The sequence below is a fragment of the Pseudomonas sichuanensis genome (assembly GCF_003231305.1).
GTDB lineage: Bacteria > Pseudomonadota > Gammaproteobacteria > Pseudomonadales > Pseudomonadaceae > Aquipseudomonas > Aquipseudomonas sichuanensis.
Genome location: NZ_QKVM01000021.1, coordinates 79,575 through 95,183 on the forward strand (window position 1 = coordinate 79,575; position 15,609 = coordinate 95,183).

General features: G+C 65.2%; 17 protein-coding genes. 15 read left to right on the forward strand and 2 right to left on the reverse strand.

The window, feature by feature from the left end; all coding sequences use genetic code 11:
• Positions 1 to 56: 56 nt before the first annotated feature.
• Entirely contained in the window at positions 57 to 857 is an 801-nt protein-coding gene (locus DM373_RS13285; RefSeq protein ID WP_110994025.1) for a substrate-binding periplasmic protein, read from the reverse strand.
• 178 nt (positions 858 to 1,035) lie between these two features.
• Between DM373_RS13285 and DM373_RS13290 the strand changes: the two genes are divergently transcribed.
• Both DM373_RS13290 and ppnP read left to right on the forward strand, forming a co-directional pair.
• Positions 1,036 to 1,587, forward strand: coding sequence for a 3'-5' exonuclease (locus DM373_RS13290; protein WP_110994026.1), 552 nt, complete (start codon positions 1,036 to 1,038; stop codon positions 1,585 to 1,587).
• Between the two features lie 73 nt (positions 1,588 to 1,660).
• On the forward strand, positions 1,661 to 1,945 hold the full coding sequence (gene ppnP, locus DM373_RS13295) for a pyrimidine/purine nucleoside phosphorylase (RefSeq protein ID WP_110994027.1): 285 nt from the start codon (positions 1,661 to 1,663) through the stop codon (positions 1,943 to 1,945).
• 207 nt (positions 1,946 to 2,152) lie between these two features.
• Here ppnP and DM373_RS13300 read toward each other — a convergent pair whose 3' ends face one another.
• On the reverse strand, positions 2,153 to 2,845 hold the full coding sequence (locus DM373_RS13300) for an alpha/beta family hydrolase (protein ID WP_110994028.1): 693 nt from the start codon (positions 2,843 to 2,845) through the stop codon (positions 2,153 to 2,155).
• Between the two features lie 49 nt (positions 2,846 to 2,894).
• On the opposite strand from DM373_RS13300, the gene ccoN (DM373_RS13305) reads away from it, so the two are divergent.
• The 13 genes from ccoN (DM373_RS13305) (at position 2,895) to DM373_RS13370 (ending at position 15,529) form a co-directional block, all read left to right on the forward strand.
• Complete coding sequence (gene ccoN, locus DM373_RS13305; RefSeq protein ID WP_110994029.1) at positions 2,895 to 4,319, forward strand: cytochrome-c oxidase, cbb3-type subunit I; 1,425 nt, start codon at positions 2,895 to 2,897, stop codon at positions 4,317 to 4,319.
• A 13-nt stretch (positions 4,320 to 4,332) separates the two neighbouring features.
• A complete protein-coding gene (gene ccoO / locus DM373_RS13310) occupies positions 4,333 to 4,941 on the forward strand; it encodes a cytochrome-c oxidase, cbb3-type subunit II (RefSeq protein WP_110994030.1) in 609 nt (202 codons plus the stop codon).
• A 5-nt stretch (positions 4,942 to 4,946) separates the two neighbouring features.
• Complete coding sequence (locus tag DM373_RS13315; protein WP_110994031.1) at positions 4,947 to 5,138, forward strand: cbb3-type cytochrome oxidase subunit 3; 192 nt, start codon at positions 4,947 to 4,949, stop codon at positions 5,136 to 5,138.
• Positions 5,135 to 6,076, forward strand: a complete 942-nt coding sequence (gene ccoP / locus DM373_RS13320) for a cytochrome-c oxidase, cbb3-type subunit III (RefSeq protein WP_110994032.1) — start codon at positions 5,135 to 5,137, stop codon at positions 6,074 to 6,076. Before DM373_RS13315 ends, ccoP (DM373_RS13320) begins: the two co-directional genes overlap by 4 nt.
• A 516-nt stretch (positions 6,077 to 6,592) precedes the next feature.
• Positions 6,593 to 8,035, forward strand: a complete 1,443-nt coding sequence (gene ccoN, locus DM373_RS13330) for a cytochrome-c oxidase, cbb3-type subunit I (protein WP_027921278.1) — start codon at positions 6,593 to 6,595, stop codon at positions 8,033 to 8,035.
• A complete protein-coding gene (gene ccoO / locus DM373_RS13335; RefSeq protein ID WP_110994033.1) occupies positions 8,035 to 8,643 on the forward strand; it encodes a cytochrome-c oxidase, cbb3-type subunit II in 609 nt (202 codons plus the stop codon). The genes ccoN (DM373_RS13330) and ccoO (DM373_RS13335) overlap by 1 nt, the downstream gene beginning before the upstream one ends.
• 5 nt (positions 8,644 to 8,648) lie before the next feature.
• Positions 8,649 to 8,849 (forward strand): cbb3-type cytochrome oxidase subunit 3, encoded by a 201-nt coding sequence (locus DM373_RS13340; protein WP_110994041.1) that lies wholly within the window; start codon positions 8,649 to 8,651, stop codon positions 8,847 to 8,849.
• Positions 8,846 to 9,826, forward strand: coding sequence for a cytochrome-c oxidase, cbb3-type subunit III (ccoP, locus tag DM373_RS13345; protein WP_110994034.1), 981 nt, complete (start codon positions 8,846 to 8,848; stop codon positions 9,824 to 9,826). The genes DM373_RS13340 and ccoP (DM373_RS13345) overlap by 4 nt, the downstream gene beginning before the upstream one ends.
• A 326-nt stretch (positions 9,827 to 10,152) precedes the next feature.
• Positions 10,153 to 11,568 (forward strand): cytochrome c oxidase accessory protein CcoG, encoded by a 1,416-nt coding sequence (ccoG, locus tag DM373_RS13350; protein WP_110994035.1) that lies wholly within the window; start codon positions 10,153 to 10,155, stop codon positions 11,566 to 11,568.
• Positions 11,569 to 11,586: 18 nt separating this feature from the next.
• Positions 11,587 to 12,114 (forward strand): FixH family protein, encoded by a 528-nt coding sequence (locus tag DM373_RS13355; RefSeq protein WP_110994036.1) that lies wholly within the window; start codon positions 11,587 to 11,589, stop codon positions 12,112 to 12,114.
• Positions 12,115 to 12,187: 73 nt separating this feature from the next.
• Positions 12,188 to 14,659, forward strand: coding sequence for a heavy metal translocating P-type ATPase (locus DM373_RS13360; protein WP_110994037.1), 2,472 nt, complete (start codon positions 12,188 to 12,190; stop codon positions 14,657 to 14,659).
• Entirely contained in the window at positions 14,641 to 14,853 is a 213-nt protein-coding gene (gene ccoS / locus DM373_RS13365; RefSeq protein ID WP_110994038.1) for a cbb3-type cytochrome oxidase assembly protein CcoS, read from the forward strand. The genes DM373_RS13360 and ccoS overlap by 19 nt, the downstream gene beginning before the upstream one ends.
• Positions 14,846 to 15,529, forward strand: coding sequence for a sulfite exporter TauE/SafE family protein (locus DM373_RS13370; protein WP_110994039.1), 684 nt, complete (start codon positions 14,846 to 14,848; stop codon positions 15,527 to 15,529). Before ccoS ends, DM373_RS13370 begins: the two co-directional genes overlap by 8 nt.
• The last annotated feature ends 80 nt before the right edge of the window (positions 15,530 to 15,609 follow it).

Sequence of the window (15,609 nt, forward strand, 5' to 3'; positions counted from 1 at the left end):
CTCACAGGAAATGAAAGAATGGCTCACTCCTGAGGACGTCTTCATGCCCCTGCAATTTAGTCGTGGGGGGCTTCGACGGTGATCTTGTAGGGCTTGAAGATACGCAACAACTCACCGTTTTCGCGCAGCCGGCGCAGCAGCCCGGTGAAACTTTCCGGGCTTATCGGCGCATCCGGGCGCAGCAGTGCGTAGTGGTGGTAGACCTGGTCGACCCGCTGCGAGGCCAACAACTGGCTGACGCTGGACGGGTTGCGCTTGAGGAAATCGCTCAGGTACGAGCGAGTGACCAGGGCGATGTCGGCCCGCCCGCGCTCGACCATAGACAGGTTGCTGTCGTGGGAGTAGGTCAGGGTCGCCTGATAGCGCTGCCTGAGCAGGACCGGGTCGGGATCGAAGTCGGCGAAGGCATAGTGGTAGCCGTTGAACAACGCCAGGCGCTTGCCGTGCAGATCATCGAAATACTGCTGGTCACGCCCCGGCTGTTGGCGCGTGACGAAAATCTCGGCATCCTCCAGCCCCATGTCCACGGTGCTGTGCGCGATCCCCTGCCACCCCCACTGCGGGTTTTCGAAAATCGCCATGTCGGTGCGGCCTTGCTGGAAATCGCCAAAGCGCCGGGGAATCGAGGTGGGCACGAGCACGAAGCGGTAGTCGGCCTGCACCGCATTCAACGCCTCCACCAGTTGTGGCAGCAGGCCGGTATCGGCGCCCTGCTCGGGGCGCACGGTGTAAGGCGGGAAATGCGCCGCGCCGATCTTCACCTCGACTGCCTGGCCCGCCCAGGCTGCCGCCGTCAGCGACAGTGCGGCGAACAGCAGCACAGAGCAGGAGAGCTTGAGGCTGGGCAGAGGGATCAAGTCGAGACACTCGTCACGGGTAATGGCCTGGATGCGCTTAAGCTAGGCGTTTTCCCAGGCGGGCACAACCGCCGGATATGCCAAAGTGCCAGGGGATGTCGCGCGCCCGGACATTGGCTACCCTCTAGGGGCTCGCGCGTGAGGACGCGGGCTACCGCGTATTGATAGGGAGCCTGGCATGGGCCACTGGTTGGTGATCGACCTGGAAGCCACCACCGACGACGGCGGCTGGCCGGTCACGGAGATGGAAATCATAGAAATCGGCGCGAGCCTGGTCACCCGCGAGGGGCGCGAGGTCGACCATTTCCAGCGTTTCGTCCGGCCCCGGCGGCGGCCGCAGCTGACGCCGTTCTGCCGCGAGCTGACGCACATAAGCCAGGCCGATGTCGACGGCGCCGAGCCCTTCGGTACGGTGTGGAGCGCGTTCGAGCGCTGGCTGGGTGATCACCAGGCGCAGTTGCAGGCCTGGGTCAGCTGGGGCGACTACGACCGCAAGCAACTGCTGCAGGAATGGCAGCTGCATCACCAGCGCAGCCTGCTCGAACAACTGCCGCACATCAACCTCAAGCAGCGCTTCGCCAAGGCCCGCCACCTGCAGCGGCCGGCGGGGCTCAACAGCGCCCTGCAACTGGCCGGGCTGCAGTTCAGCGGCCAGCAGCATCGCGCGCTGGAAGACGCGCGCAATACTGCCCGGCTGCTGCCGTTGAGCCTGCCGGTGGGCGGCGCCTGAAACAGATGACGCAAGGGCGGGCCTTGGGCATACTGGCCAGCCCTTTTTTCATCCCCTTTTTCAGGAGTCGCCCATGTTCAAGGTCAATGAGTACTTCGATGGCACCGTCAAGTCGATCGCCTTCGAAAGCAGCGAAGGTCCGGCTACCGTTGGCGTGATGGCCCCGGGCGAATACGAGTTCGGCACCGCCAAGCGCGAAATCATGCACGTGGTTTCCGGTGCGCTGATCGTCAAGCTGCCGGGCAGCGAAAACTGGGAAACCTTCAACGCCGGCGACAAGTTCAATGTTGCCGCCGACAGCAAGTTCCAGCTGCAGGTGAAGGTCGATACCGCCTACCTGTGCGAGTACCGCGACTAAGCTGACGCCCTCATCGCGGGGCAAGCCCGCTCCTACGTGCGAGCCACTGTCTTACTGTAGGAGCGGCCTTGCGCCGCGAAAGGGCTGCGCAGCAGCCCCGGCGATTCTTGCTGCGAAGCTGAAAAACGGGGCCGCTTTGCGGCCCTTTCGCGGCACAAGGCCGCTCCTACAGGGATCGTGCCGCCCATGCGGACTTGCCCCGCGATTTCAAGCCCGCAGGAACCCCGCCACCCGTTCCGCCGCCGCCTGCAGATGCTGCGCATGGCTGAACCCCGAAGCCTTCAGCGGCTTCAGGTCATGGTCCGCTGCCACCAGCCAGCTCACTTCGATCGCTGGCGATAATTCATAACCCTGCACCGCTTCCCGATTGCCCAGGGCATCACGCTCCCCCTGGACGATCAGCGTGCGCGTGCGCAGCCCGGCCAGGTGCTCGACGCGGGGCTTGTGCGGCTTGCCCACGGCATAGAACGGATAGCCCAGGCACACCAGCGCATCGGCACCAAGTTCGTCCGCCAGCAGGCTGGCCATGCGCCCGCCCATGGACTTGCCACCGACGGCCAGAGGCCCCGCGACCAAAGGTCGCACCTGGCGGTATACATCGCGCCAGCAGTCGAGCAGGACCTTCTGCGGATTGGGCGGGCGCCGGCCGCCGTCGACACGCCGCTGGGCCATGTACGGAAACTCGAAGCGCACCACCCCTACCCCAAGCCCTGCCAGCCTTTGCGCCATGTCGTCCATGAACCCGCTGTCCATCGGCGCGCCCGCGCCATGGGCCAGGATCAGCCAGCTGTTTTGCCCGCTTTCGCCGGTGATTCGCGGAGGATCGCAGCGCAAGCCTGGGGCATTTGCAATCTGCGCCCATTGATCCCCGTCAATACCGGCACTTTGCCCATTAATCATGCTTGCCTCGCTGTCTAGCCTGCCTATAACCGTGGATGGGAACCCATACATGAACACAACCAGCAGTACCGCCTACAACTATCAGGTGGTCCGCCAATTCGCCATCATGACGGTGGTGTGGGGCATCGTCGGGATGGGGCTCGGCGTCTTCATTGCCGCCCAGCTCGCCTGGCCCGCCCTCAACCTTGACCTGCCGTGGACCAGCTTCGGCCGCCTGCGACCCTTGCACACCAACGCGGTGATCTTCGCCTTCGGCGGCTGTGCCCTGTTCGCCACCTCGTATTATTCGGTGCAACGCACCTGCCAGACCACCCTGTTCGCACCGCGCCTGGCCGCGTTCACGTTCTGGGGCTGGCAATTGGTGATCCTGCTGGCGGCGATCAGCCTGCCGCTGGGCTACACCAGCTCGAAAGAGTACGCCGAACTGGAATGGCCGATCGACATCCTGATCACCATCGTCTGGGTCGCCTACGCCGTGGTGTTCTTCGGCACGCTGATGAAGCGCAACACCAAGCACATCTACGTGGGCAACTGGTTCTTCGGCGCGTTCATCCTCACCGTGGCGCTGCTGCACATCGTCAACAACCTGGAACTGCCGGTCAGCCTGACCAAGTCGTACTCGGTGTACGCCGGGGCCACCGACGCCATGGTGCAATGGTGGTACGGCCACAACGCCGTGGGCTTCTTCCTCACCGCCGGCTTCCTCGGGATGATGTACTACTACGTGCCCAAGCAGGCCGAGCGCCCGGTGTATTCGTATCGCCTGTCGATCGTGCACTTCTGGGCGCTGATCACCCTGTACATCTGGGCCGGCCCGCACCACCTGCACTACACCGCGCTGCCGGACTGGGCGCAGTCGCTGGGCATGATCATGTCGCTGATCCTGCTGGCGCCGAGCTGGGGCGGCATGATCAACGGCATGATGACCCTGTCGGGGGCCTGGCATAAGCTGCGCAGCGACCCGATCCTGCGTTTCCTGGTCGTCTCGCTGGCGTTCTACGGCATGTCCACCTTCGAAGGCCCGATGATGGCCATCAAGACGGTCAACGCCCTCTCCCACTACACCGACTGGACCATCGGCCACGTGCACGCCGGCGCCCTCGGCTGGGTGGCGATGATTTCCATCGGCGCGTTGTACCACACCATCCCCAAAGTGTTCGGCAAGGAGCGCATGTACAGCCTCGGGCTGATCAACGCGCACTTCTGGCTGGCGACCATCGGCACCGTGCTCTACATCGCCTCGATGTGGGTCAACGGCATCGCTCAGGGCCTGATGTGGCGCGCGGTCAACAGCGACGGCACGCTCACCTACTCGTTCGTGGAAACCCTGGTGGCCAGCCACCCCGGCTTCGTCGTGCGTTTCGTCGGCGGTGCGATCTTCCTCAGCGGCATGTTCCTGATGGCCTGGAACACCTGGCGCACGGTGCGTTCGCCAAGCGTTGTGGAAGCCCCTGCCAACGCCCAGCTGGCTTGAGGAGTAGAGCCTGATGAAACATGAAGTCGTTGAGAAAAACATAGGCCTGATGGCGCTGCTGATGGTGTTCGCCGTCAGCATCGGCGGCCTGACCCAGATCGTCCCGCTGTTCTTCCAGGACGTCACCAACAAGCCGGTCGAGGGCATGAAGCCTTACACCGCCCTGCAGCTCGAAGGCCGCGATATCTATATCCGCGAAGGCTGCGTGGGTTGCCACTCGCAGATGATCCGCCCGTTCCGCGCCGAGACCGAACGTTACGGCCACTACTCGGTGGCCGGCGAAAGCGTGTGGGACCACCCGTTCCTGTGGGGCTCCAAGCGTACCGGCCCGGACCTCGCCCGCGTGGGTGGCCGCTACTCCGATGACTGGCACCGCGCGCACCTGTACAACCCGCGCAACGTGGTACCGGAATCGAAAATGCCGTCCTACCCCTGGCTGGTGGCGACCCAGGTCGACAACAGCCACACCGACGTCAAGCTGCGCACCCTGCGCACCCTCGGCGTGCCGTACACCGACGACGACATCGCCGGGGCCCGCGACGCGGTCAAGGGCAAGACCGAGATGGACGCGCTGGTCGCCTACCTGCAGGTGCTTGGCACCTCGATCAAGAACAAGAGGTGAGTGCGATGGAAATGGACATCGGCATGATCCGTGGCCTGGGCACCCTGGTGGTGATGATCGCCTTCATCGGCCTGTCGCTCTGGGTGTTCAACCGTCGCCGCGACCGTGATTTCGCCGAAGCGCGCCTGCTGCCCTTCGTCGACGACCGCCTGCCCCCTGCCGGGCAGGAACCCGCCATGAGGAGTAATGGGCAATGACCACCTTCTGGAGTACGTACATCAGCGTACTGACCATCGGCAGCCTGATCGGCCTGACCTGGCTGCTGCTCGGCACCCGCAAGGGCCAGAGCAGCGACACCACCGATCAGACCATGGGCCACAGCTTCGATGGCATCGAGGAGTACGACAACCCGCTGCCCAAGTGGTGGTTCTGGCTGTTCGTCGGCACCCTGGTGTTCTCGGTAGGCTACCTGATCCTGTACCCGGGCCTGGGCAACTGGAAAGGCATCCTGCCCGGCTACGAGAACGGCTGGACCGGCGTCGACGAGTGGAAAAGAGAAATGGAAAAGGCCGACGCCAAGTTCGGCCCGATCTTCGCCAAGTACGCCGCCATGCCAGTGGAAGAAGTGGCCAAGGACCCGCAAGCGCTGAAGATGGGCAGCCGGCTGTTCGCCTCCAACTGCTCGGTGTGCCACGGCTCCGACGCCAAGGGCTCCTACGGCTTCCCCAACCTGACCGACAAGGACTGGCGCTGGGGCGGCGAGCCGGAAACCATCAAGGCCTCGATCATGAACGGCCGGCACGGCGTGATGCCGGGCTGGGCCACGGTGATCGGCGAGCAGGGCGTGGCCGATGTGGCGGCCTTCGTGCTGACCAACCTCGATGGCCGCAGCCTGCCGGAAGGCGTCAAGGCCGACCCGGCCAAGGGCCAGGAGATCTTCGCCAGCAACTGCGTGGCCTGCCACGGGCCTGAAGGCAAGGGCACCCCCGCCATGGGCGCGCCGAACCTGACCCATCCGCAGGCGTTCATCTATGGCTCGAGCTTTGCCCAGTTGCAGCAGACCATCCGTTACGGCCGTCAGGGCCAGATGCCGGCGCAGCAGGACATCCAGGGCAATGACAAGGTGCACCTGCTGGCGGCGTATGTGTACAGCCTGTCGCAGGATCAGATCCCGGAAACCGTAACCGCCAAGTAGTCCCTTCGTGGGAGCGGGCTTGCCCCGCGATAGCGCCAGACCAGACAACCTCGTCGCCTGCACTGACGCCATCGCGGGGCAAGCCCGCTCCCACGATGCTCCCACACTGCCCCACCTCTGCCCCACCTCTGCCCGCCCCTCCCTTGCACCCCCTCCGAACACAACTAAGCTTGTTGCCACAGTGGCCCCGCTCGAAGCAGCCGGAGCAGACGTGGTGCACAGCCTGACACCACGCAGCGATTCCAGCCTTGCGAGCCCGCGCTTTGGGATGATGCCTTGCGTGCCCGTCCCGGCAATAAAAAGCTTGACCGATCGATCAGAAAAACATGGGAAACGGTACACATTACAAAGATTTATTTGTGTACAATCGTTCGAACCCCGACGCCACGGGACGGTGGCGAACAGGGTCTGGACACGGGTCGGCGTACATGACATGCGTTGCCATAACCATGGTGGTTATTGATACTGGCGCCGATTTACCAACCAACAAGAATACCCAAACCGTGGAACCTTAGAATGAGCACTGCAATCAGTCCGACTGCTTATAACTATAAGGTCGTCCGCCAGTTCGCCATCATGACGGTGGTCTGGGGGATCCTTGGCATGGGGCTTGGCGTCTTCATCGCCTCGCAACTGGTATGGCCCCAGCTCAACCTGGACCTGCCATGGACGAGCTTCGGCCGCCTGCGCCCACTGCACACCAACCTGGTGATCTTCGCCTTCGGCGGCTGTGCCCTGTTCGGCACCAGCTACTACGTGGTGCAGCGTACCTGCCAGACCCGCCTGATCTCCGACAGCATGGCCGCCTTCACCTTCTGGGGCTGGCAGGCGGTGATCGTCGGCGCGTTGATCACGCTGCCCATGGGCTTCACCACCACCAAGGAATACGCCGAGCTCGAGTGGCCGCTGGCGATCCTGTTGGCCATCGTCTGGGTGACCTACGGGTTGGTGTTCTTCGGCACCATCGTCAAGCGCAAGACCAAGCACATCTATGTCGGCAACTGGTTCTACGGTGCCTTCATCGTGGTTACCGCGATGTTGCACATCGTCAACCACATCTCGCTGCCGGTGAGCCTGTTCAAGTCGTACTCGGCCTACGCCGGCGCCACCGACGCGATGATCCAGTGGTGGTACGGCCACAACGCCGTGGGCTTCTTCCTCACCACCGGCTTCCTCGGGATGATGTACTACTTCGTGCCCAAGCAGGCCGAGCGCCCGATCTACTCCTATCGCCTGTCGATCGTGCACTTCTGGGCGCTGATCACCCTGTACATCTGGGCCGGCCCGCACCACCTGCACTACACCGCGCTGCCGGACTGGGCACAGTCGCTGGGCATGGTGATGTCGATCATCCTCCTGGCGCCGAGCTGGGGCGGCATGATCAACGGCATGATGACCCTGTCGGGGGCCTGGCATAAGCTGCGCACCGACCCGATCCTGCGTTTCCTGGTCGTCTCGCTGGCGTTCTACGGCATGTCCACCTTCGAAGGCCCGATGATGGCCATCAAGACGGTCAACTCGCTGTCCCACTACACCGACTGGACCATCGGCCACGTGCATGCCGGCGCCCTCGGCTGGGTGGCGATGATCTCGATCGGCGCGGTCTACCACATGATTCCCAAACTGTACGGCCGCGAGCAGATGCACAGCGTCGGCCTGATCAACGCGCACTTCTGGCTGGCGACCATCGGCACCGTGCTGTACATCGCCTCGATGTGGGTCAACGGCATCACCCAGGGCCTGATGTGGCGCGCCATCAACGACGACGGCACCCTGACCTATTCGTTCGTCGAAGCGCTGCAGGCCAGCCACCCGGGCTACATCGTCCGCGCCCTGGGCGGTGCGTTCTTCGCCTCGGGCATGCTGCTGATGGCCTACAACGTGTTCCGCACCGTTCGCGCGGCCAACCCGGTACAGGCTGAGGAAGCCGCCAAGATCGTCGTCGTGGGAGCCCACTGATGAAGCATGAAGCAGTCGAGAAGAACATTGGCCTGATGGCCTTCTTCATGGTCATCGCCGTCAGCGTCGGTGGCCTCACCCAGATCGTCCCGCTGTTCTTCCAGGACGTCACCAACAAGCCGGTCGAGGGCATGAAGCCGCGCACCGCGCTGGAAGTGGAAGGCCGCGATATCTACATCCGCGAAGGCTGCGTGGGTTGCCACTCGCAGATGATCCGCCCGTTCCGCGCCGAGACCGAACGCTACGGCCACTACTCGGTGGCCGGCGAAAGCGTGTGGGATCACCCGTTCCTGTGGGGTTCCAAGCGTACCGGCCCGGACCTCGCCCGCGTGGGTGGCCGCTACTCCGATGACTGGCACCGCGCGCACCTGTACAACCCGCGCAACGTGGTGCCGGAATCGAAGATGCCGTCCTACCCGTGGCTGGTCGAGAACAAGCTCGATGGCAAGGACACCGCCAAGAAACTGGAAGTCCTGCGCACCCTCGGCACGCCGTACACCGACGAAGACATCGCCGGTGCCCGCGACGCGGTCAAGGGCAAGACCGAGATGGACGCCCTGGTGGCGTACCTGCAAGGCCTTGGCACCCTCATCAAGAGCAAACGGTGACACTGATGGATATCGGGATGATTCGCGGCCTGGGCACCGTCGTGGTGCTGGTGGCTTTCGTGGGCCTGGCGCTGTGGGTGTTCAGCCCGCGGCGCAAAAAGGACTTCGACGAGGCCACGCAGTTGCCCTTTGCGGACGACCCCGAGGCCACTCGCCACGTTGAGCACGCGAAAGCGCAAAAAGCTTCTGGGAGCAAACAACAATGACAACCTTCTGGAGTCTGTACGTCACCGTCCTGACCCTGGGCACCATCTTCGCCTTGAGCTGGCTGTTGCTGTCGACCCGCAAGGGCCAGCGCGAAGAGATCACCGACGAAACCGTCGGCCACGCCTTCGATGGCATCGAGGAGTACGACAACCCGCTGCCCAAATGGTGGTTCTGGTTGTTCGTCGGCACTGTCGTGTTCGCCCTCGGCTACCTGGTGCTGTACCCGGGGCTGGGCAACTGGAAAGGCATCCTGCCGGGCTACGCGTACGTCGACAACGACAAGAAGACCGAGTTCTCCAACGGCCAGCCAGGCTGGACCGGCGTGCACGAGTGGGAAAAGGAGATGGCCAAGGCCGACGCCCGCTTCGGGCCGATCTTCGCCAAGTTCGCCGCCATGCCGCTGGAGGAAGTGGCCAAGGACCCGCAGGCACTGAAGATGGGCGCACGCCTGTTCGCCTCCAACTGCTCGGTGTGCCACGGCTCTGACGCCAAGGGCGCCTACGGTTTCCCCAACCTGACCGACAACGACTGGCGCTGGGGCGGTGAACCGGAAACCATCAAGACCACCATCATGGGCGGGCGCCACGGGGTGATGCCAGGTTGGACCACGGTGATCGGCGAGCAGGGTGTGGCCGATGTGGCGGCGTTCGTGCTGACCAAGCTCGACGGCCGCACACTGCCCGAAGATGCCAAGGCCGACCCGGTCAAGGGTCAGCAGATCTTCGCCACCAACTGCGTGGCCTGCCATGGGCCTGAAGGCAAGGGCACCCCGGCCATGGGTGCGCCGAACCTGACCCACCCGCAGGCGTTCATCTACGGCTCGAGCTTCGCCCAGCTGCAACAGACCATCCGCTACGGTCGCCAGGGCCAGATGCCGGCCCAGGAACAGATGCAGGGCAACGACAAGGTGCACCTGCTGGCGGCGTATGTGTACAGCCTGTCGCATCAGGAGCAGGCACCGGCCCAGGCCGAGTAAGGCTGGCTGGCCTCTTCGCGGGTAAACCCGCCCCCACAGGTCTCTCACCAGTTTCTGATGCGGTGCAGCACCTGTGGGAGCGGCGGTTCGCCGCTGCGATTTACCCGCGAAGAGGCCGACACATTTCCTGCAGCCTGAATGACCTGGATCAATTGACACTCGCCATATCACGATTCAAACCCGCACCCAACGCGACTAAGTGTCGCAGCAAGGCCCCGGCGCGCCACCACAGGCGTATCATGGGCCGCAGAGCGCCAGCAGAACGCGCGCGACTGCGGCCGGCAAGCACTGGCCGCGGCGTTTCTCCACTGCCGTGGGACTAGATGATGAGCAAGCAAATTCCGGTACATGACGTCACCCCGCCTGCCAGCAAAGGGAAGGATTCCGTCGACCTCTACGCATCACGCGAAAAAATCTATACCCGCGCCTTTACCGGCATTTTCCGCAGGCTGCGGATGGTCGGCGGCGCGGTGTTGTTCCTGCTGTATTTCGGCACCGTCTGGTTGAACTGGGGCGGCCACCAGGCCGTGTGGTGGAACCTGCCCGAGCGTAAGTTCTACATCTTCGGCGCCACGATCTGGCCGCAGGACTTCATCCTGCTCTCGGGCCTGTTGATCGTCGCGGCCTTCGGCCTGTTCTTCATCACCGTTTACGCCGGCCGCGTCTGGTGCGGCTATACCTGCCCGCAAAGCGTGTGGACCTGGGTGTTCATGTGGTGCGAAAAAGTCACCGAGGGTGACCGCAACCAACGCATGAAGCTGGACAAGGCGCCCATGAGCGGCAACAAGTTCCTGCGCAAGTTCGCCAAGCACAGCCTGTGGTTGCTGATCGGCTTCGTCACCGGCATGACCTTCGTCGGCTACTTCTCGCCGATCCGCGAGCTGGCCATCGAATTCTTCACCGGGCAGGCCGACGGCTGGGCCTACTTCTGGGTCGGTTTCTTCACCCTGGCCACCTACGGCAACGCCGGCTGGCTGCGCGAGCAGGTGTGCATATACATGTGCCCCTATGCGCGCTTCCAGAGCGTGATGTTCGACAAGGACACCCTGATCGTCTCGTACGACCCGCGCCGTGGCGAAACCCGTGGCCCGCGTAAGAAGGACATCGACTACAAAGCCAAGGGCCTGGGCGACTGCATCGACTGCACCATGTGCGTACAGGTCTGCCCCACCGGCATCGACATCCGCGATGGCCTGCAGATCGAGTGCATCGGCTGCGCCGCCTGCATCGATGCCTGCGACAGCATCATGGACAAGATGAACTACCCCAAGGGCCTGATCAGCTACACCACCGAGCACAACCTGTCCGGGCAGAAAACCCACATGCTGCGCCCGCGCCTGATCGGCTACGCGCTGGTGCTGCTGGTGATGATCGGCGCCCTGACCACCGCCTTCGCCACCCGCTCGCTGGTCGGCTTCGACGTGGCCAAGGACCGGGTGCTGTACCGCGAGAACGCCCAGGGGCGGATCGAAAACGTGTACAGCCTGAAGGTGATGAACAAGGACCAGCGCGACCACGTCTACGTGCTGGATGCCGCCGGCCTGCCAGACCTGCGCCTCGAAGGCCACCGCGAGATCCGCGTGGCCGCCGGCGATATCGTCAGCCTGCCGGTGCAACTGTCGGTTGCCCCGGAGAAACTGCCCTCGACCACCAACGAAATCACCTTCATCCTCAAGGACGCCGACGACAGCGCCAGCCAGGTTGAAGCCAAGAGCCGCTTCATCGGCCCACAGATCCGCTGACTAGAGAGAACACAGACAATGCCTGCCGCCACCGCCGCCAGCCCCTGGTACAAGCACCTCTGGCCCTGGATCATCATCGGCATCCTGGCCACCTCGGTATGCCTGAGCCTGACCATGGTCAGCATTGCCGTGCGCAACCCGGACAACCTGGTCAACGACAACTATTACGAAGCCGGCAAGGGCATCAACCGCTCGCTGGACCGTGAACTGCTGGCCCAGACCCTCAACATCAAGGCCAGCATCCACCTGGACGAACTGACCGGTGAAGTGGACGTGCGCCTGACCGGCAACAGCGCCCCGCAGGCGCTGGAACTGAACCTGATTTCGCCGACCCAGCCCAACAAGGACCGCAAGGTACAACTGGCACGCACCGAGCCGGGCCGCTATGTCGGCCAGCTGGATGACAAGGTCGACGGCCGGCGCTTCGTCGAGTTGCTCGGCAGCCAGGATGACCATGTGTGGCGGCTGTTCGAAGAGGAGAAGGTCGAGCATGGCGTGACCTTGCAGTTGGGGGATGAGGCCATTCAAGGCGCCGAGCACCACTGACCGAACACCGCGCCCCTCGTGGGAGCGGCGGTGCGCCGCTCCCACGAACCCGCTGCAGCAAGAAGAGATGTCGATGACCCAACCCACCCCCTGCTACCACTGCGCCCTGCCCGTCCCCGCCGGCAGCCGCTTCACCGCCGTGGTGCTCGGCGAGCCACGGGCATTCTGCTGCCCGGGCTGCCAGGCAGTGGCCGAGTCCATCGTCGCCGGGGGCCTTGAGCACTATTACCAGCACCGCAGCGACACCAGCGCCAACCCCGAAGCCCTGCCCCGCCAGTTGCAGGACGAACTGGCGCTGTACGACCGCGACGACGTGCAACAAGGCTTCGTGCGCCATGCCGGCGAACTGGCCGAAGCCACCCTGCTGGTCGAAGGCATCAGTTGCGCCGCCTGCGGCTGGCTGATCGAAAAACACCTGCGCACCCTGCCCGGAGTCGCCGAGGCACGCCTGAACCTGTCCAACCACCGCCTGCTGGTCAACTGGGCCGACAGCCAGTTGCCGCTGTCCAGGCTGCTGGCCGAGCTGCGCCGCATCGGCTACGCCGCCCACCCCTACCAGCCGGACCAGGCCGCCGAGCAACTGGCCCGGGAAAACCGCAGCGCCCTGCGCCGCCTGGGCGTGGCCGGGCTGCTGTGGTTCCAGGCAATGATGGCGACCATGGCCACCTGGCCGGAATTCAACATCGACCTGTCCCCCGAGCTGCACACCATCCTGCGCTGGGTCGCGCTATTCCTCACCACCCCGATCGTGTTCTACAGCTGCGCGCCGTTCTTCAAGGGCGCCGCCCGCGACCTGCGCACCCGCCACCTGACCATGGACGTCTCGGTGTCGCTGGCCATCGCCCTGGCCTACTGCGCCGGGATCTGGACGGCGATCACCGGCAGTGGCGAGCTGTATTTCGACACCGTGGGCATGTTCGCCCTGTTCCTGCTGACCGGCCGCTACCTGGAGCGCCGCGCCCGCGAGCGCACGGCGGCGGCCACGGCGCAACTGGTCAACCTGCTGCCGACCTCGTGCCTGCGCCTGGCTGCCGACGGCCAGGCCGAGCGCATCCTGCTCGGCGAACTGCAGTGCGGCGACCGCGTGCAAGTGCTGCCCGGCGCGGTGATCCCCGCCGACGGCTGCATCATCGAGGGCCGCTCCAGCGTCGACGAATCGCTGCTCACCGGTGAATACCTGCCCTTGGCGCGACGCACCGGCGACCGGGTCACCGGCGGCACCCTCAACGTCGAAAGCACCCTCACCATCGAAGTCCAGGCCCTGGGCCAGGACTCACGGCTGTCGGCCATCGTGCGCCTGCTGGAGCGGGCGCAGACCGAAAAACCGCGCCTGGCCGAGATCGCCGACCGTGCCTCGCAATGGTTCCTGCTGTTCACCCTGGTGGCGGCGGCGATCATCGGCCTGGTCTGGTGGCAACTCGATGCCGGGCGGGCGTTCTGGATCGTCCTGGCCATGCTGGTCGCCACCTGCCCCTGCGCCCTGTCGCTGGCCACCCCGACCGCCCTCACCGCCGCCACCGGCACCCTGCACAAGCTTGGCCTGCTGGTGACCCGTGGCCATGTGCTCGAAGGCCTCAACCAGATCGACACGGTGATCTTCGACAAGACCGGCACCCTCACCGAAGGCCGCCTGGCCCTGCGCAGCATCCGCCCGCTGGGGCGCCTGGATGCCGACCGCTGCCTGGCACTGGCCGCCGCCCTCGAGAACCGTTCCGAACACCCCATCGCCCGTGCCTTCGGCCGCGCCGCCCGGCCGGCCGAGGCGGTCAACGCAGTGCCTGGGCTGGGCCTGGAGGGTGAGGTGGACGGCCAGCGCCTGCGCATCGGCCAGGCCACCTTCGTCTGCGCCCTGAGCGGCGCCGAAGTGCCTGGCGTACCCGAGCCACGCGGCCAGTGGCTGCTGCTGGGCGATCGCCAGGGCCCGCTGGCCTGGTTCGGCCTGGACGACCGCCTGCGCGACGACGCCGCCGACCTGGTGGCCGCCTGCAAGGCCCGTGGCTGGCAGACCCTGCTGCTGTCCGGCGACAGCTCGCCGATGGTTGCCGAAGTGGCCGCGACGCTTGGCATCGACCAGGCGGTCGGCGGCCTGCGCCCGGACGACAAGCTCGCGCGCCTGAAACAGCTCCAGGCCGAAGGGCGCAAGGTGCTGATGCTGGGTGACGGGGTGAACGATGTGCCGGTCCTGGCCGCCGCCGATATCAGCATCGCCATGGGCAGCGCCACCGACCTTGCCAAGACCAGCGCCGACGCCGTGCTGCTGTCCAACAACCTGCACGCACTGGTGCAGGCCTTTGCCCTGGCCCGGCGCACCCGCCGCAACATTGTCGAGAACCTGCTCTGGGCGACCCTGTACAATGGCCTCATGCTGCCGTTCGCCGCACTCGGCTGGATCACTCCGGTCTGGGCGGCGGTCGGCATGTCGGTCAGCTCGCTGATCGTCGTGCTCAACGCCTTGCGCCTGACCCGGTTGCCAACGACAACGGGCGTACCGGTGAGCGCGCCACCGTCACTTGGAAGGAAAACCCTATGCCCGCCCTCTACGTGATGATCCCCGCCGCCCTGCTGCTGGTCGGGGTGGCCGTGTACATCTTCTTCTGGGCGGTGGACAGCGGCCAGTACGACGACCTTGAAGGCCCGGCCCACAGCATCCTGTTCGACGACCAGGACCCGCGCCACCAGGCCGCGGTCAAACACGACGAACAACCTCCCGAAGACAAGGACGCCAAACCGAGTGCCTGAACTGATCCCCCTGCTCGGCTCGGCCCTGGTCCTCGGCCTGCTCGGCGGCGGCCACTGCCTGGGGATGTGCGGCGGCCTGATGGGCGCCCTGACCCTGGCCATCCCGCCGCAGCAGCGCAACCGGCGCCTGCGCCTGCTGCTGGCCTACAACCTCGGGCGCATCCTCAGCTACGCCGCGGCCGGCCTGCTGCTGGGCCTGGCCGGCGTGGCCCTGGCCAGCAGCCCGCTGGCGATCGGGCTACGGGTGGTCGCGGCGCTGCTGCTGATTGCCATGGGCCTGTACCTGGCCGGGTGGTGGAGCGGCCTGACACGCATTGAAGCGCTCGGGCGCGGCCTGTGGCGCCATATACAACCGCTGGCCACACGGCTGCTGCCGGTGTCCAGCCTGCCCCGCGCCCTGTTGCTCGGCGCCTTGTGGGGCTGGCTGCCGTGCGGGCTGGTGTACAGCACCCTGCTGTGGGCCGCCAGCCAAGGGGATGCGCTGCACAGTGGGGCATTGATGCTGGCGTTCGGGCTGGGGACCTGGCCGGTGTTGCTGGCCACGGGGCTGGCGGCGGAGCGTGTGGGCAGCGTGCTGCGCAAGCGCGGGGTGCGCATGGCGGGCGGCGTGCTGGTGATCCTCTTTGGCCTGTGGACGCTGCCTGGGCCTCACCAGCACTGGCTCATGGGGCACTGAGGGGCTGCTGCGCAGCCTTTTCGCCGGCAAGCCGGCTCCCACACCGATCGCGTCGTCTCAAGCCTGTGGGAGCTGGCTTG

Excerpts from the sequence above, each read along its gene's own strand:
- DM373_RS13290 (WP_110994026.1), top strand. The coding sequence starts at position 1,036 with ATGGGCCACTGGTTGGTGATCGACCTGGAAGCCACCACCGACGACGGC.
- ppnP (WP_110994027.1), top strand. The coding sequence starts at position 1,661 with ATGTTCAAGGTCAATGAGTACTTCGATGGCACCGTCAAGTCGATCGCC.
- DM373_RS13300 (WP_110994028.1), bottom strand. The coding sequence starts at position 2,845 with ATGATTAATGGGCAAAGTGCCGGTATTGACGGGGATCAATGGGCGCAG.
- ccoN (WP_110994029.1), top strand. The coding sequence starts at position 2,895 with ATGAACACAACCAGCAGTACCGCCTACAACTATCAGGTGGTCCGCCAA.
- ccoO (WP_110994030.1), top strand. The coding sequence starts at position 4,333 with ATGAAACATGAAGTCGTTGAGAAAAACATAGGCCTGATGGCGCTGCTG.
- DM373_RS13315 (WP_110994031.1), top strand. The coding sequence starts at position 4,947 with ATGGAAATGGACATCGGCATGATCCGTGGCCTGGGCACCCTGGTGGTG.
- ccoP (WP_110994032.1), top strand. The coding sequence starts at position 5,135 with ATGACCACCTTCTGGAGTACGTACATCAGCGTACTGACCATCGGCAGC.
- ccoN (WP_027921278.1), top strand. The coding sequence starts at position 6,593 with ATGAGCACTGCAATCAGTCCGACTGCTTATAACTATAAGGTCGTCCGC.
- ccoO (WP_110994033.1), top strand. The coding sequence starts at position 8,035 with ATGAAGCATGAAGCAGTCGAGAAGAACATTGGCCTGATGGCCTTCTTC.
- DM373_RS13340 (WP_110994041.1), top strand. The coding sequence starts at position 8,649 with ATGGATATCGGGATGATTCGCGGCCTGGGCACCGTCGTGGTGCTGGTG.
- ccoP (WP_110994034.1), top strand. The coding sequence starts at position 8,846 with ATGACAACCTTCTGGAGTCTGTACGTCACCGTCCTGACCCTGGGCACC.
- ccoG (WP_110994035.1), top strand. The coding sequence starts at position 10,153 with ATGAGCAAGCAAATTCCGGTACATGACGTCACCCCGCCTGCCAGCAAA.
- DM373_RS13355 (WP_110994036.1), top strand. The coding sequence starts at position 11,587 with ATGCCTGCCGCCACCGCCGCCAGCCCCTGGTACAAGCACCTCTGGCCC.
- DM373_RS13360 (WP_110994037.1), top strand. The coding sequence starts at position 12,188 with ATGACCCAACCCACCCCCTGCTACCACTGCGCCCTGCCCGTCCCCGCC.
- ccoS (WP_110994038.1), top strand. The coding sequence starts at position 14,641 with ATGCCCGCCCTCTACGTGATGATCCCCGCCGCCCTGCTGCTGGTCGGG.